At 29.6% G+C, this 16602-nt stretch carries 12 protein-coding genes, 2 pseudogenes and 1 other annotated feature; of the genes and pseudogenes, 9 read left to right on the top strand and 5 right to left on the bottom strand.

Features of this window, described 5'->3' with window-relative positions; genetic code table 11:
- Window positions 1-2 precede the first annotated feature (2 nt).
- Window positions 3-848, bottom strand: a complete 846-nt coding sequence (locus tag HCG76_RS08415) for a DegV family protein (protein ID WP_221699901.1) — start codon at window positions 846-848, stop codon at window positions 3-5.
- 218 nt (window positions 849-1066) lie between these two features.
- Between HCG76_RS08415 and nrdD the strand changes: the two genes are divergently transcribed.
- The 4 genes from nrdD (at window position 1067) to nrdG (ending at window position 7212) form a co-directional block, all read left to right on the top strand.
- Window positions 1067-3184: an anaerobic ribonucleoside-triphosphate reductase gene (gene nrdD, locus HCG76_RS08410; protein WP_221699900.1), complete on the top strand. Its 2118-nt coding sequence runs from the start codon at window positions 1067-1069 to the stop codon at window positions 3182-3184.
- A 312-nt stretch (window positions 3185-3496) separates the two neighbouring features.
- Window positions 3497-4651 carry a homocitrate synthase gene (gene nifV, locus HCG76_RS08405; RefSeq protein ID WP_221699899.1) on the top strand — a complete coding sequence of 385 codons (1155 nt, stop codon included), beginning with the start codon at window positions 3497-3499 and terminating at the stop codon, window positions 4649-4651.
- Between the two features lie 22 nt (window positions 4652-4673).
- The gene (locus HCG76_RS08400) at window positions 4674-6596 is read left to right on the top strand and encodes an aconitate hydratase (RefSeq protein ID WP_221699898.1); all 1923 of its coding nucleotides are present in this window, start codon (window positions 4674-4676) and stop codon (window positions 6594-6596) included.
- Window positions 6597-6702: 106 nt separating this feature from the next.
- A complete protein-coding gene (gene nrdG, locus HCG76_RS08395) occupies window positions 6703-7212 on the top strand; it encodes an anaerobic ribonucleoside-triphosphate reductase activating protein (protein WP_221699897.1) in 510 nt (169 codons plus the stop codon).
- 299 nt (window positions 7213-7511) lie between these two features.
- Here the strand turns inward: nrdG and asnS are convergent, their stop codons facing one another.
- The gene (gene asnS, locus HCG76_RS08390; protein ID WP_221699896.1) at window positions 7512-8906 is read right to left on the bottom strand and encodes an asparagine--tRNA ligase; all 1395 of its coding nucleotides are present in this window, start codon (window positions 8904-8906) and stop codon (window positions 7512-7514) included.
- A 39-nt stretch (window positions 8907-8945) separates the two neighbouring features.
- Between asnS and HCG76_RS19620 the strand changes: the two are divergent.
- The 3 genes and pseudogenes from HCG76_RS19620 to HCG76_RS08380 all read left to right on the top strand — a co-directional run.
- Window positions 8946-9131 (top strand): annotated as a pseudogene (locus HCG76_RS19620) (IS1 family transposase); the annotation flags it as partial.
- An 84-nt stretch (window positions 9132-9215) separates the two neighbouring features.
- Window positions 9216-9533 (top strand): annotated as a pseudogene (locus tag HCG76_RS19615) (integrase core domain-containing protein); the annotation flags it as partial.
- A 215-nt stretch (window positions 9534-9748) separates the two neighbouring features.
- Window positions 9749-10040 (bottom strand) — a binding site (T-box leader).
- A 98-nt stretch (window positions 10041-10138) separates the two neighbouring features.
- Entirely contained in the window at window positions 10139-10846 is a 708-nt protein-coding gene (locus HCG76_RS08380) for a cytochrome b5 domain-containing protein (protein ID WP_221699894.1), read from the top strand.
- 120 nt (window positions 10847-10966) lie between these two features.
- Here the strand turns inward: HCG76_RS08380 and HCG76_RS08375 are convergent, their stop codons facing one another.
- Window positions 10967-11665, bottom strand: coding sequence for a metallophosphoesterase family protein (locus tag HCG76_RS08375; RefSeq protein ID WP_221699893.1), 699 nt, complete (start codon window positions 11663-11665; stop codon window positions 10967-10969).
- A gap of 194 nt (window positions 11666-11859) precedes the next feature.
- On the opposite strand from HCG76_RS08375, the gene HCG76_RS08370 reads away from it, so the two are divergent.
- Window positions 11860-12936, top strand: a complete 1077-nt coding sequence (locus HCG76_RS08370) for a M24 family metallopeptidase (RefSeq protein WP_221699892.1) — start codon at window positions 11860-11862, stop codon at window positions 12934-12936.
- A gap of 172 nt (window positions 12937-13108) precedes the next feature.
- On the opposite strand, the gene HCG76_RS08365 is transcribed toward HCG76_RS08370, so the two are convergent.
- Window positions 13109-13927 carry a purine-nucleoside phosphorylase gene (locus HCG76_RS08365; RefSeq protein WP_221699891.1) on the bottom strand — a complete coding sequence of 273 codons (819 nt, stop codon included), beginning with the start codon at window positions 13925-13927 and terminating at the stop codon, window positions 13109-13111.
- Window positions 13928-13939: 12 nt separating this feature from the next.
- The gene (murC, locus tag HCG76_RS08360) at window positions 13940-15328 is read right to left on the bottom strand and encodes a UDP-N-acetylmuramate--L-alanine ligase (RefSeq protein WP_221699890.1); all 1389 of its coding nucleotides are present in this window, start codon (window positions 15326-15328) and stop codon (window positions 13940-13942) included.
- Window positions 15329-15729: 401 nt separating this feature from the next.
- Between murC and purR the strand changes: the two genes are divergently transcribed.
- Window positions 15730-16545, top strand: a complete 816-nt coding sequence (purR, locus tag HCG76_RS08355; RefSeq protein WP_221699889.1) for a pur operon repressor — start codon at window positions 15730-15732, stop codon at window positions 16543-16545.
- Window positions 16546-16602 lie beyond the last annotated feature (57 nt).

The raw sequence follows: 16602 nt of genomic DNA, 5'->3' as shown, positions 1-16602 counted from the left end.
GGTTATTTAACCATTTTTACAGAGAAGCCTATTAGTCCAGGACCTCCATGAATACCAAGAGCAGGACTAATTTCTGCAATTTTTATAGATTCTACATTTGGTAGATCCTTAAGTGAATTCATATATTTAATAGCCTCATCTTCACAACCAGCATGTAAAACAGCAATTTCACATTTACTCTTATCTAAATATCCTTTTAATAATTCTGTCATTTTAGATAACGACTGTTTTCTTCCTCTTACTTTAGCAACATTATAATATACACCATCTTCATTAGTAGTTATTATAGGTTTAAGATTAAGTAACTCACCAACAGTTCCAGCAAGTCTACCAATTCTACCGCCTTTTTTTAAGTATTCTAATGTATTAATAGTAAAGTATCCAATAACTCTTTTTCTTATTTCTGGTATTTCTTGAACTATTTCTTCGAAACTTTTACCTTCTTTTATAAGCTTAGCAACTTCTAAAACTATTTCTCCTTGAGGATAAGCTAGTATTTTTGAGTCGTAAACAAAAGAAGTAAGTTTTGGATGGTCTTCTAAAGCTAATCTTATTGCATTAAAGCTACCAGAAAGCCCACTAGAAATTGAAATACAGATTACGTGAGTATATCCTTCCGTCTCTAATTTAGTTAAAATTTCTTCTGTTTCTTGAGCACTTGGAAGAGACGTTTTAGGTACTTCATTTTCTAAATTATCATATACTTCTTGTGGTGTAATATCTATTCTATCTCTATAATCACCATTAGAGTAAATTATTCTAAGTGGTAATAAATTTATATTATTTTCTTTTAATGTATTTAAATCAAGGTCGCATGCACTATCAGTTATTAAAGCAATTTTTTGCATAAAAAAAATCCTCCGATAAATTAATTCTATAATCTATAGTATATCATAATGGATAATATTATCAATAGTGATAAGGATGATGTTATCACTATTGATAATGATTTTGTTGTATAACATTTCAAACACGTATAAAAGTAAAAATAGAATTATATACTATATATTGTATATTATCATTAAATAATACAATATATAGTGCAATTTAATAGGAGGCGGTTATCTTGTTATATGTAGTAAAACGAGATGGACGAGAGGTAAAGTTTGATTCTAATAAAATTGCTAATGCAATAAAAAAATCAAGTGATGAGATTGGTGATAAATTAGAGGAAAACCAAATAGATGAATGTATACAAAGAGTTATTGAGTATATTGAACTTTCGAAAAAGGAAAAGGTATCTGTAGAGGAGGTACAAAATTTAGTTGAAAAGGCTTTAGTTGATAGTAATCATAAGAATATTCAAAGAGCCTATTCTTCATATAGAAGAGAAAGAACAAGAATTAGAGAAATTAAATCTGATTTGATGAAGGCAATAAAAAAAATAGGAGTAGAAACGGATAGAGATAATGCAAATGTTGGAAATAATTTTAGCTCTAAATTATTAAGAATAGCTTCAGAATCTAACAAATGGCATAATCTTTACAATATGCCCAAATATTTGGCAAAGGCCCATGAAGTAGGGGAAGTATATTTTCATGATCTTGACTCTTATAATTTAACTGTAAATTGCCTGCATATACCTACAGGAGAAATACTAAAAAAGGGTTTTAACACAGGATATGGAACTATAAATTCACCTAAACGTATAGAAACAGCGGCAGAATTATCATGTATATTGCTTCAATCCACACAAAATGATATGTTTGGAGGACAATCCCATCCGGATTTTGATAATGATTTAGGTGAGTTTATTGAACCTACAAGAAGAGAAATAAGAGAAGAATTAATTTCTTATGGAATTGAAGGTGAAAAATTAGAGAAAATAGTTGAAGAAAAATTAAGAATGCGAGTACATCAAGCTATGCAAGGAATTATCTATAATTTAAATACTATGCATTCGCGTGCAGGCTCTCAAGTTCCATTTTCTTCTATAAACTTAGGAATACCATATTCAGATGATGCAGCATTAGTATGTGAGGTGTTTTTAAAGGAGTATGAAAAAGGGCTAGGAAAGGGAGAGCAACCTATATTTCCTAATATAATTTTTAGAGTAAAAGAAGGCGTAAATAGGGAGATAGATGACCACTATTATTATCTATATGAACTTGCTTGTAAGGTAGCAGCAAAAAGGATGAACCCAACGTTCATGAATATAGATGCAGATTTTAATAAGGAATATTATGATAAAGGATATATGCCAGCAACAATGGGATGTCGCACATATTTAATGAAAAATGTTAATGGAGAACCAGGATGTAAAGGTAGAGGGAATATAGCACCAATAACCATTAATCTTCCACGTATAGGAATAGAAGCTAATAAAGATATAGATAAGTTTTTTGAGATATTGAAAGATAGATTAGTATTAGCTAAGGAAGCTTTGCTTCATAGATATAATGTACTTAAAAATCTAAAAGTTAAAGATTTACCATTTGTAGCTGGTCAGGGACTTATGAGAGGAGCTGAGGGGTTAGAAGCTGAAGATTCAATAGAGCCAATACTTAAACAAGGAACATGGGGAATTGGATTTATTGGTTTAGCAGAGACGTTATATGCTTTATTAGGAAAACATCATGGGGAAGATCAAGAGGCTAGGGAGTTAGGATTAAGAATAATCAGATTTATAAGAGAATATACAGATAGATTAGTAGAGGAAACCAAGCTTAATTGGAGTTGTTATGCAACCCCAGCAGAGGGATTATCAGGAAAATTTATAAAACAGGATAAAAAAATATTTGGAATAATTAAAGGTGTAACAGATAAAGATTATTATACTAATAGTTTTCATATTCCTGTAAATTATAATATATCAATAAAGAATAAAATTGATATAGAAGCTCCCTATCACAAGATATGTAATGCAGGACATATTTCATATATAGAAGTTGATGATTCACCTTCGGAGGAAGTTATTATGAATATAATAAATTATGCATATAAAAATACTGATATAAGTTATATCGGAATAAATTTTCATATTAGATATTGTAGAGATTGTGGAGAAACCTTATTAAGCAATGAGAGTAAATGTCCAAAATGCAATAGTAGAAATATACAAGGAATATCTAGAGTAACAGGATATTTGAGTCTTGATGAAAGATTTGGACCTGGAAAGTATGAGGAAAGGATTGATAGAAGATCTCATACAGGAAGTTATAAAAATAATTATGAAATACTATAATTATTATAAAGCCCTCATAGATAATATTTATGGGGGGTTATTGAGTAAAATGAAGGAATTATAAAAATAATTGCAGATTTGCATATTATAACTAGAATTACTCTAATGATACTGTTTTAAAATGAAATGAAAAATAAAAAACTTGCAATTTTTAGAAAAAAATCTTCTTTTTTTATTGAGAAATTTTATTAGATATGATATCATGGTAAAAAAAGACATATATAAAATAAAGAGGTACAAACTTACCTCTATTTTTTATAAGTCAAATTATAAGAAAATTAAAAGCTATATAAAAATAAAGGGGGCACAAAAATGGCTATTACAAATGTCAATGGAGACAAAAAAATATATATAGTCGATACGACTCTTAGAGATGGGGAGCAAACAGCAGGAGTTGTATTTGCAAATGAGGAAAAAATTACAATTGCAGATATGTTAAGTGAACTTGGGGTTGATCAATTAGAGGTTGGAATTCCAGCTATGGGTGGAGATGAGAAAGAATCTATTAAGAAGATTGTTAAAAGAAATAACGGTAAAAAAAGTATCATGGCTTGGAATAGAGCTGTAATTGAAGATATTGAGCAATCTATAGATTGTGGAGTGGATGCAGTTGCAATTTCAGTATCAGTTTCAGATATTCATATTAAACATAAGCTTAGAACATCAAGAGAATGGGTATTAGAAAATATGATTAAATCGGTTGAATTTGCAAAGAAAAATGGTTTATATGTATCAGTAAATGGGGAAGATGCATCTAGAGCAGATAAGGAATTTTTAGTAGATTTTATTACTGAAGCCAAAAAAGCTGGAGCTGATAGATTTAGATATTGTGATACAGTTGGAATAATGGAACCATTTGTAATAAAAAGCAATATTGAGGAATTATATAAAAGGACAGGCTTTGATATAGAAATGCATACTCATAATGATTTTGGAATGGCAACGGCTAATGCTATTGCAGGAATATTAGGAGGCGCAAGCCATGTTGGTGTGACTGTAAATGGACTTGGGGAAAGAGCTGGAAATGCAGCATTAGAAGAGGTACTAATGGCACTTATGTACGTTTATGGTTATAAAGCTGATGTAGACACAAAAATGTTTAGAGAAATTTCAGAATATGTTGCACAAGCATCAGGAAGAGAGCTTCCTATTTGGAAGGCTATTGTTGGAGATAATATGTTTGCACATGAATCTGGAATTCATGCAGATGGTGCAATAAAGGATCCAAAAAATTATGAGGCTTTTGATCCAGATGTTGTTGGATTACAAAGACAAATAGTTATTGGAAAGCATTCAGGAAAAGCAGGAATAATAAATAAATTTAAAGAGTATAATATACATTTATCTGATGATGAAGCTAAAGATATATTAGAAATGGTTAGAGCTGCTTCTGTTAGATTAAAGAGAACTTTATTTGATAAGGAATTAGTTAAATTATATAAGGAATATAAAATTAATAATAAATAGCAGTTTATAAGGGGGCAAAAAAATGGGAGAAAATATAGTTTATAAAATATTAAAAAAACATATAGTAGAAGGAGTATTAGAAGTTGGGAAGCCTATAGGGTTAAGAATAGATCAAACCTTAACTCAAGATTCAACAGGAACTATGGTATATCTTCAATTAGAAGCTATGGGAATAGATAAAGTTAAGACAAAAAGATCAGTAGCATTTATAGATCATAATATGTTACAACAAGGATTTGAAAATGCAGATGATCATAAGTTCATACAAACTGTTGCTTCAAAGTATGGAATTTATTTTTCTAAGCCAGGTAATGGGGTATGTCATCAAGTGTTTTTAGAAAGATTTACAGTTCCAGGAGATACTCTTATTGGTTCTGATAGTCATACTCCAACTGCTGGAGGAGTAGGAATGCTAGCTATGGGAGCAGGTGGATTAGATGTAGCATTAGCTATGGCTGGTGGAGCATATTATATAAATACTCCAAAGGTATGTAAAATTAATTTAGTAGGAAAATTAAATCCTATGGTAACAGGAAAAGATGTTGTTTTAGAAGTTCTAAGAAAGTTAACTGTAAAGGGCGGAGTTTCTAGAGTTTTTGAGTATGCTGGTGAAGGCGTAATAACACTTTCAGTACCGCAAAGAGCAACTATTACAAATATGGGAGCTGAGCTTGGAGCAACTACATCTATTTTCCCAAGTGATGAGAGAACATTAGAGTTCTTTAAGGCACAAGGAAGAGAAAGTGACTATAAAGAATTAAAAGCTGATAGTGATGCAATTTATGATGAAGAAATAACTATAAATTTAAATGAGCTTAGACCTTTAGCTGCAAAGCCTCATAGTCCTGATAATGTAATGGAAGTTGCTGAAATAGGGAAGATTAAGGTTGATCAAGTGGCAATTGGTAGTTGTACAAATTCTTCTTATGAAGATTTAATGAAGGTAGCAAAAATATTAAAGGGTAAAAAGGTTCATTCAGATGTAAGTCTTGTTATTGCACCAGGTTCAAGACAAGTTATGGAGATGATAGCTAGAAATGGAGCTTTAGCGGATATAATAAGTTCTGGAGCGAGAATTTTAGAAAATGGATGTGGGCCATGTATAGGAATGGGTCAAGCACCAGGAACTGATGGAGTTTCATTAAGAACCTTCAATAGAAATTTCTATGGAAGAAGTGGAACTTTATCAGCTAAAGTTTATCTTGTTAGTCCAGAAACAGCAGCAATATCTGCAATAACAGGAGTGTTAACTGATCCAACTGAAGAAGTGATTGATTTAAATATAGATATGCCAAAGGAATTTATTATAGATGATTCAATGATAATTAAACCGGCAGAAGATGGAGCTAAAGTTGAAATTGTTAGGGGACCTAATATAAAACCCTTCCCAATTAATAAAAAGTTAGGTTGCGAAGTTGATGGAAAAGTATTAATTAAGGTTGAAGATAATATAACAACTGATCATATTATGCCTTCAAACTCAAAATTATTACCTTTTAGATCAAACATTCCATACTTATCAGAGTTTTGTTTTAATACTATTGATACAGAGTTCCCTAAGAGAGCTAAAGAGTATAATGGTGGATTTATAGTTGCAGGTAATAATTATGGTCAAGGATCAAGTAGAGAGCATGCTGCATTAGCACCACTTTATTTAGGTGTAAAAGCAGTAATAGCAAAATCTTTTGCTAGAATTCATAAAGCTAATTTAATTAACAATGGAATAATTCCAATGGAATTTAAAAATGAAAAAGATTATGATAATATTTCTTTACTTGATGATATACAAATAAATAATATTCAAGAGGTATTAGAAGTTGGAGAAGTTTTAATAAGCAATTTAACAAAGAAAGAACATTATATAGTCAAATTAGATTTAACTATAAAGGAAAAGGAAGTAATTAAAGCTGGGGGAAGGCTTAATTATGTAAAAATGAATAACTAAATTTTAATAAGCTGTAGAAAATAAAATCTACGGCTTATTTTACATTTAATTATAAAGTTTTGAGAATATTAATAGTTAATATATAAAGTTTGGAAGTGATTTATTTATGTCTAAATATGTGAGACTTGCTGGAATTGCTTATGAAAGTCTTGTTAATGGACCAGGGATGAGAAGAGTATACTTTGCACAAGGATGTAAGCATAATTGTGAAGGGTGTTTTAATAAGGATACTCATGATTTTAATGGCGGAGAATTAAAAGATATGGATGAACTTATTGATGATGCTATAGGTAATCCTATGTTAAAGGGAGTAACATTTAGTGGAGGTGATCCATTAGAGCAAGCTGAAAGTTTTGTATATATGGCAAAAGCTTTTAAAAAAGCTGGTTTAAATATATGGTGTTATACAGGATATACCTTTGAAGAAATATTAGATAGAATGGAGGAAAACAAAGAGTTAAAAGAATTGATAAATAATATAGATGTTTTGGTTGATGGTAAATTTCAATTAAATAATAAAAAAGAAGGATTAAAATTTAGGGGATCTACAAATCAAAGATTAATTAATATAAAAGAAAGTCTAGATAAAAATAAAATAATAACAATTGAAGTGTAATAAAATTTAAGGTATATATGTATAATGAGTATATGGAATAGGGATTTAGAAAATAAAAAAAGCGCTTACGCGCTTTTTTAATAATGGGGGGATGGGAACCTGTGTATTACAGGTTTTATATTTACATTATAATTATGTACCAAAGCTTAGGTTTCTATACATAAATTTTAAAATATTTTTTATTAACATATAGTAGTATATAAATTACTAAGAAATTTGTAATTAGTTTAATTTTTATTTTGATTATAAAACGATAAAGAGCTAACACTTATTATAAGTGCCAGCTCTTTATTAAAATATTAGAAATCAGATTGACCAGTTGTTCTTGGGAATGGTATAACGTCTCTGATATTTGACATACCAGTAATGTACATTATTAATCTTTCAAATCCAAGACCGAATCCAGCGTGCTTAGTTTCTCCGTATTTTCTAAGTTCTAAATACCACCAGTAATCTTCTTCCTTAAGACCTAATTCAGCCATTCTAGATTTTAAGACATCAAGTCTTTCTTCTCTTTGGCTACCACCGATGATTTCACCTATTCCAGGAACTAAACAGTCAGTTGCTGCAACAGTTTTTCCATCATCATTTAATCTCATATAGAAAGCTTTGATATCCTTTGGATAATCAGTAACGAATACAGGTCTCTTGAATATTTCCTCTGTTAAATATCTTTCATGTTCAGTTTGAAGGTCAATTCCCCATTCAACTGGATATTCAAAATCTTTACCACAGTTCTTTAACATTTCAACAGCTTCTGTATAAGTAACTTTTCCGAAATCAGAAGAAACTATATGATTTAATTTATCTAATAATCCTTTTTCAACGAATTGATTAAAGAATTGCATTTCTTCTGGACATTCATCCATAACGTATTTAATTACATATTTTAACATGTCTTCTGCTAATTCCATATCATCTTGTAAATCAGCAAAAGCTATTTCAGGTTCAACCATCCAGAATTCAGCAGCATGTCTAGCTGTGTTTGAGTTTTCAGCTCTGAAAGTTGGACCAAAAGTATAAACATTCCTAAATGCTAAAGCATAAGTTTCTGCATTTAATTGTCCTGAAACTGTAAGGTTAGTTTCTTTACCAAAGAAGTCTTGCTTATAATCAATATTTCCTTCTTCAGTTTGTGGAATATTGTGTAAGTCTAAAGTTGTAACTTTAAACATTTCTCCAGCACCTTCACAGTCACTTCCTGTTAAGATTGGAGTATGAGTATATACAAATCCTTGATCTTGGAAGAACTTATGGATTGCATAAGCTGCTACAGAACGAACTCTAAATACTGCAGAGAAAGCATTACTTCTTGGTCTTAAATGTGCAATTGTTCTTAAGTATTCAAAAGTATGTCTTTTCTTTTGTAGTGGATAGTCAGAGTCTGACATTCCTTCAACAACAACTTCTTTAGCTTGAATTTCAAATGGTTGTTTAGCTTCTGGAGTTGGAACTAAAGTACCAACAACCTTTATTGATGAACTAATAGGTAATTTAGAAACATTCTTAAAATTTTCTAATTTGTTATCAAAAACAATTTGAATATTTTTAAAGAAAGAACCATCATTTACTTCTATGAACCCAAATGCATTAGAAGCTCTTAAAGTTCTTATCCATCCTGAAATTGTAACTTCTTTAGATAAGTATTCATCAGTGTTTCTATAAAGTGATTTTACTAAAACTACGTTTTTCATAATAACCTCCTGTTAAAAAAATACGATCTGTTAAGTTATATGAACATTGCTCTTCTCAACCTAAGGAAATACAATAAGTTTGCGAGACTAAATAATACCCCCTTTGAAAAGGAGAGAAGAACAATGAGCAAAACTAATATAAAATGCCCACGCTGTAATTCTGATAAACTATATAAGTTTGGTATGAATAAGCAGGCTAAACAAAAGTATCAATGTAAGCAGTGTAAACGCCAATTCGCCATAGGCGACGGTGACGGACGTCCTAAACTTAATAGTCCTAAATGTCCTAGATGCGGTAAGGGAACTTACTTTATAACCGATAGATTACCTTCGTATAATGAAGCTGCCGCTACAGTATTGCCAAATACTGAACATTTACCTGTAGCTCCAATGTCTAGTGACGTAAATAATAACTTAATAGAATCATTTAACAAGACATTTAAAGCTTGGTATAAAGCTAAAAAAGGATTTAACTCTTTTGATAAAGCTAATAACCTAATTTACTTATTTATCTTTCACTATAATTTTATTAGACCACATGGATCATTAAATAACTGTACTCCAGCAGAAGTTGCTGGCTTCGCTAGCGATAGCTTTGCTAAAAACTCTTGGTTCTCAGCAGCTTAATTAAATTTAATACCTTTATTTAACCTGCAAAAAATCAATTTTATTGCAGGCTTATTAGCCATGCAATAAAACTTTTAAACTTATATAATTTTCAAAGAGCGAGCAATTCTATGAAAAATCAAGCTATTTTTTCATATCAGCTTAACAGATTCAAAAAATATTTTATTATTTTCAAATTTAAATAAAAGCAATAAAAAAATCCCTTCATCCCTAAAAAATGGGACGAAAGGAATTACTTACGTGGTACCACCCAAATTGCCTATAAAAAGGCCACTTAGTAAATTAATAACGACATTTAGCCGTCTAAGCCTAATTAAGTGAAATTCCAAATTTGAATTTGGCTAATGGAACTTACACCTTTGACGTTTAGGAAAAGGTGTTTCCTTTCTCACTTGTTCAGTTAGAAACTCAGAGATGTTCTTCACAGTTGATATCGTATAAGGCTTACACCATCCCTTACTCGCTAAAACTACCTTCAAAAGTTACTCTTCTCATCATAGTCAGTAAAATTTTGTGATTTTATTAATACGATTTTACAATACTTTGCTAACATTTGCAACTCAATTTCATAATATATAGTTAAAGAATATTTTTTGGAGGAAATAATGGCTAAAAAGGATTTTTTACAACAGAAATATTGTGAAATCAATCAGCTTAAAAATTTATTGCAAACATATCCAAAAGAATATTGTGAGACAATAATTAAAGTAATGGAAAAGGTGTTTGATGAAATTGCAGAGTATTTAGAGGAAGAAAAAGATAAAGTAAAAACTATAGTTAAAAAGATACAACCACAAAGGATTTTTACAGTAGAAGAATTAGCTAAATATAATGGTAAAAATGGTGCAAAGGCTTATGTAGCTGTTGGAGGAATAATATATGATGTAACAGCCATCTCTAAATGGAGTGGAGGAAATCATTATGGTATAACAGCAGGAAAAGTGTTAGATAAGGAATTTGCTCAATGCCATTCGAATAAGTTAGCTATAATGGAATATGCTGTAGCTGTAGGGGTATTAGATAATATTAATAAAGATTCTAAGTCTAAGATAAAAAATGATTCTAAGAGCAGAGATGAACTAAGATATTATAAGATTGAGGATATAGCTAAGTTTGATGGGAAAAATGGCACGTTAGCTTATATAGTGGTTGATGGAACTGTATATGATGTTACATCTATGAATCAATGGATTAGTGGAAGTCATTATGGATTAACTGCAGGCAAAGATTTAACGGAATATTTTAAGACATGTCATAAAAATGAGACAGATATATTAAAGAAGCTACGCATTGTAGGAACAATAGTAGAATAAAAGTTCAAAACATTTTTTAGAGAAAAAGTAAAAGTGAATAGTAAAGAGGTAAGGGATAATTTAACCTTAACTTTTATCTATTCACTAGTACTTAGTTTAGTTTGAAGTTTAATAATAAGATTATTCTTTCCCTGTTTCATAAGAAGAAGTAATTGATGCAGGAAAGTTTAACATAGTACAATCTTTAACTATTCTTTTAAATTCATAGTCTAAATATCTAAATGTAACCTTAACTTCACTATTATCAGTAATTTCAATTATTGCATATGTAGGATTAGGCTTTCCTATTTTAGGTTTTCCAACACTACCAACATTAATAAGTAGTTTATTTCCAAATTTTTTTGCACATGGTATGTGAGTATGAGCGCATACTAAAACATCATCTTCTAATTGTTCCATAATTTCTAATGTGTTAGGGGCATCTTCGAATAAATAATCATTAATTGCATAAGGACTTCCGTGAGTAAAAAGAAAATTAACTTTATTAAATTTATATTTAAGTGAAGTTGGCAATGAGTCTAAAAAATATTTGTTTGCAACTCTAACTTCGTTACTTGCCCAAGGGAGAGCAAAGGAGTTTATTGTAGTGTTTCTAATATATGTAAAGTCGCCATCTACAACTGAAGCATCATAGTTACCTTTTATGCAAGGAATTTCTCTTCTTTTTATTAAGGCTACAACTTCATTTGGATGAGGTCCATATCCAACTAAATCCCCTAAACAAATTATTTTATCAATATTTTGATCATCTATATCTTCAAGAGCTTTCATTAGTGCGTATATATTCCCATGAATATCTGATATAACTGCTAATTTCATTTTACTATCCTCCAATTATTTAAAGTTAAACTATATATGGTTATTACCAAAAAATAGAGATTTAATTTATAAAATAATTATATCACTATAAATAAAAAAAATGATAAAAGTAAGAAATTAAATTATGGATAATATGAAAATTTTAAGTTATTATAAAAACAAGAAGAGAAAAATAGTATATGGAGGTGTTACATATGAAAGATTCTAGAGTTAAAAAAGTACTAATTAAAATGGAGGAAAATAAAATTCCTCAATTAATAGTTACTTCAGCAGAATCTATATTTTATTTAACAGGAAAAATGATTCGTTCAGGAGAGAGACTAATAGCTCTTTATTTAGATTCAAATGGTAATCATAAGTTTATAGTAAACAAGTTATTCCCTATAAATGAGGATTTAGGGGTGGAAATTGTTTGGTATGATGATATAGAAAATCCAATAGATAAATTATCTAATATAGTTAGAAAAGGTGAAGTATTAGGAGTAGATAAAAATTTACCATCACATTTTTTAATAGATCTTATGGGGAGAAATGTTGTAAGGACATTTGTTAATTCATCACCTATTATAGATACTTTAAGAATGATAAAAGATGAGGAAGAAATTCAAATAATGAAGGAATCTTCTAGAATAAATGATGCTGTTATGTTAAAACTTTGGAAAAACTTAAAGTCTGGTTATTCTGAAAAGTATTATGCTAATATGTTATCTGAAATTTATGAAGAAGAAGGGGCTTCTGGATTTTCATTTTCTCCGATAATAGCAACAAGTCCTAATGGAGCAGATCCTCATCATGGAACAGGAAAAGATAAAATTAAAGATGGGGATAGTGTAGTTTTAGATATTGGAGGAAAGTATAAAAATTACTGTTCAGATATGACTAGAACTGTATTTATAGGTAAGGAGCCAAGTAAAGAGCATGCTGAAATTTACAATATAGTAAAGAATGCAAATGAAAATGCAATTTCTATCATTAAAGAAGGGGTTAAATTTTCAGATATAGATAAAGCGGCTAGAAACTTAATAACTGATGCTGGATATGGAGAATACTTTACACATAGAACAGGACATAGTATAGGAATTGAATGTCATGATTTTGGTAATGTAAGTTCTGTTAATGATGATGAAGTTAAGGCTGGTATGATATTCTCTGTTGAACCTGGAATCTATCTTAAGGATAATATAGGCGTTAGAATAGAGGATTTAGTTCTTGTAACTAAAGATGGATGTGAAGTTTTAAACTCTGTTAGTAAGGAAATAACTATATTATAGACTTAGAATAATGAAAAGTTATATGATATAAGAATAACAGAAGATGATTTAGTTAATTTTATTAGTTAGACTTACATCTTTGATGTTAGCAAAATATATTATTTTACCTTAATATATAGGTAATATTATGAAAATAAAAGCTCCGACTCTGACGAATTGGAGCTTTATTTTTCTATATTATTTCAATAACTTTATTCATTAAGTTTATGAAATCATTTTTAACTCTAGTAGAAGTTTCTATAACTTCTTCATGATTTAGTGGTTGGTCTAAAATACCAGCAGCCATATTTGTTAAGCAAGAAATACCAACTGTTTTAATACCACTGTGATTTGCAACAATTACTTCAGGAACAGTAGACATACCAACGGCATCTCCCCCCATAACTCTAGCAAATCTTACTTCAGCAGGAGTTTCATATGTAGGTCCTGGGAACATAACATATACTCCTTGCTGTAAATTAATACCTAATTCTTTACCAGCTTCTAAAACTTTATTTCTAAGCTCTAAGTTATAAGCTTCAGACATATCAGGGAATCTAGGTCCAAACTCATCAATATTATGTCCAAATAAAGGATTTGCTCCACAGAAGTTAATGTGGTCAGTAATAACCATTAAATCTCCTGCATTAAAATCTTTATTAACAGCACCAGCTGCATTTGTAACTATAAGTTTTGAAACACCTAATAATTTCATTACTCTTACAGGGAAAGTTACTTTATCTAAAGAATAACCTTCATAATAATGGAATCTTCCTTGCATAGCAACAACTTGTTTATTACCAAGTTTACCAATAACTAATCTTCCAGCATGACCTTCTACAGTTGAAGTAGGAAAATTAGGAATATCAGAGTAGTTATAGTATTCAGCGTCTTCTATTGTATCTGCTAATGATCCAAGACCAGAACCAAGGATTAATCCTATTTCAGGCTTGTATTTGCTTTGTTTTAAAATAAAATCAGCTGACGCTTTAATTTGAGTTAATAAATCCATAAAATCACCTCTTTATTTATCTTGAGTTTTATTTAAAAGCATCTCTCCAACTTTAACAACATCTCCAGCACCTACTGTAAGCACTAGGTCTTTAGGTTGGATTTTTGATGCTAAATAATCAGCAACTTCTTGATGGCTATGAAGGTTAATACAATTTAATCCTGTTTTTCTAATAGCATCTCCAAGTTCATCAGAAGATACTAATCCAGTATCTTTTTCTCTTGCAGCATAGATATCCATTAATATTAATTCATCAGCACAAGAGAAGCAAGTTGTAAATTCATCAAAAAGTGTTTTTGTTCTAGTATAAGTGTGTGGTTGGAATACACAATATGTTTTGTTGTGATCAATAAGTTGTGCCGTAGATAATGTTGCTTTTATTTCAACTGGATGATGAGCATAATCATCTATTATAGTAGCACCTTTAAATTCACCCTTGTATTCAAATCTTTTATGGGCACCCTTACAATCAGCTAATCCACTAATTATAGCTTCTTTAGGAATGTTTAATATTAGTGAAGTACAAATAGTTGCAAGTGAATTAAGTATATTATGCTTACCAGTTGTATTTAGTGTTACATCAAATAATTCTTCACCATCTTTACAAACTGTAAATGTAGCACAACCTTTATTATTGAATGAAATATTATTTGCAGTTACATCACCTTTTGTAAATCCATAACTTAGAGTATTACACTTTGCATAATTAAGAACTTCTAATACTCTATTATCCTCTGCACAACCAACTAGATATCCATCAGCTGGAATTAAATCAGAGAATTTTTTAAAAGTATCTTCAATATGGTTTATATCTCTGTAATAATCTAAGTGATCAGCATCGATATTTAATATTATTCCTATATAAGGATAGAATTTTAAAAATGAAGCTTTATATTCACAGGCTTCTGTTACGAAATATTCACTTTCACCAATTTTATAATTTCCATGAATAGCATCAACATCTCCACCAACTAATATTGTAGGATCAAGATTTGCATTTAATGTTATGTGAGAAAGCATAGAAGTTGTTGTTGTTTTTCCATGAGTACCAGCAACAGCAACGTTATATTTATGGCCCTTCATTATATAGCCTAAAAATTCAGCTCTATCCATTAATTCTATATTTTTATTTTTTGCTTCAATTATTTCAGGGTTAGTAGAAGGAATAGCAGCAGTATATACTACTAAATCAACATTTTTTAGGTTTTCACCTTTATGCCCTATGTAAATTTCAGCACCAGACGCTCTTAATTTATTTAAAACTTCAGATTCTTTAGCGTCAGATCCAGATACCGTAAATCCTTTTGTTAATAAGACTGCAGCAAGTCCACTCATGCTTACCCCGCCGATTCCAATAAAATGTACTTTTCTATTTTTACTTGTATTCAAATCAAAAGACAATATATCAACCCCTTTAATTATAATATGAGATTCCTATTTTTAATATTTAATGAGAATACTATATGTAACTTCAATTAACTAAATTAAAATTTAGATTCTCATTTAAATATATATTTATAATTATATACAAATTTGCTAGGTTGAACACAAAAAATAAAAAATATATAAAATATTTTATAAAAAAAAGAACAAAATTATATATATGAAGTAAAACATTTATAAATGGAAGAAAAAAGATAAAATTTTATATTTAAACATAGAAAATAACTTATATTAAGAATTAGTGATAAATAACTTAAAAAAGTATTGATAATGTAAGGAATATAGAATAAAATATGAATATTCGGGTGAAATAAATTGAAAAAATTCGTGTTTTTGAGAAAAAAAGGAAGGTGGATTAAGTGGAAAAATTAAGTAGAAATAATAGAGTTGTAGCCATTACAAAGATATTAATAGAAACTCCTAATAAAGTTATAGGATTAAATAGATTTTCGGAACTTTTAAATGCAGCTAAGTCTACTATTAGTGAAGATATAGTAATAGTGAGAGAAGTATTAGAGAAATTAGAGATGGGATCTATAGAAACTATTTCAGGTGCAGCTGGAGGAATTAAGTTTATTCCTGCAATGGGTCAAAAAGCAAGAGAAGATTTTGCAAATGAATTATGTGAGGCATTACTAGAGGATGGAAGAATTGTACCAGGTAATTTTGTTTATTTAACAGATATAATGTACAATCCGCAAATAGTAAGTAAAGCAGGGGTTATTTTAGCTTCACATTTTCAAAATATGAATATTGATTATATAGTTACAGTTGAAACAAAAGGAATCCCTTTAGCTTATGAAGTAGCTAAAAGTCTTGGTATAGAGCTTGTAATAATAAGAAAAGATAATAAAATTACTGAAGGGCCAACAGTTACAATTAATTATGTATCAGGCACAAGTGGAAGAATTCAACAAATGGCATTAGCTAAAAAATGTATGAAACCATCAAGTAAATGTGTATTTATAGATGACTTTTTAAGAGGTGGTGGAACTGCTGAAGGAATTAGAGCTCTTTTAAAAGAATTTGAGAGTGAATTAGTTGGAACAGGAGTTCTTGTAGATAATGTTGGAATAGAAAATAAGAGAACTACTGATTATATTTCAATTATTGATTTAGAATACAATAAAGAAGAGGAAAGACTTAACGTTAGACCGTCTGCATTTATAAAATAATATAAATACAGTTGCTTTAAAATAATATATGGAAAATTTTAAAAAAAATTAAGTAAA

The organism is Clostridium sp. K13, from assembly GCF_019734195.1.
GTDB lineage: Bacteria > Bacillota > Clostridia > Clostridiales > Clostridiaceae > Clostridium.
Note: the sequence above shows the minus strand (reverse complement) of the source record. Positions and strands in the feature narration are given on the sequence as shown.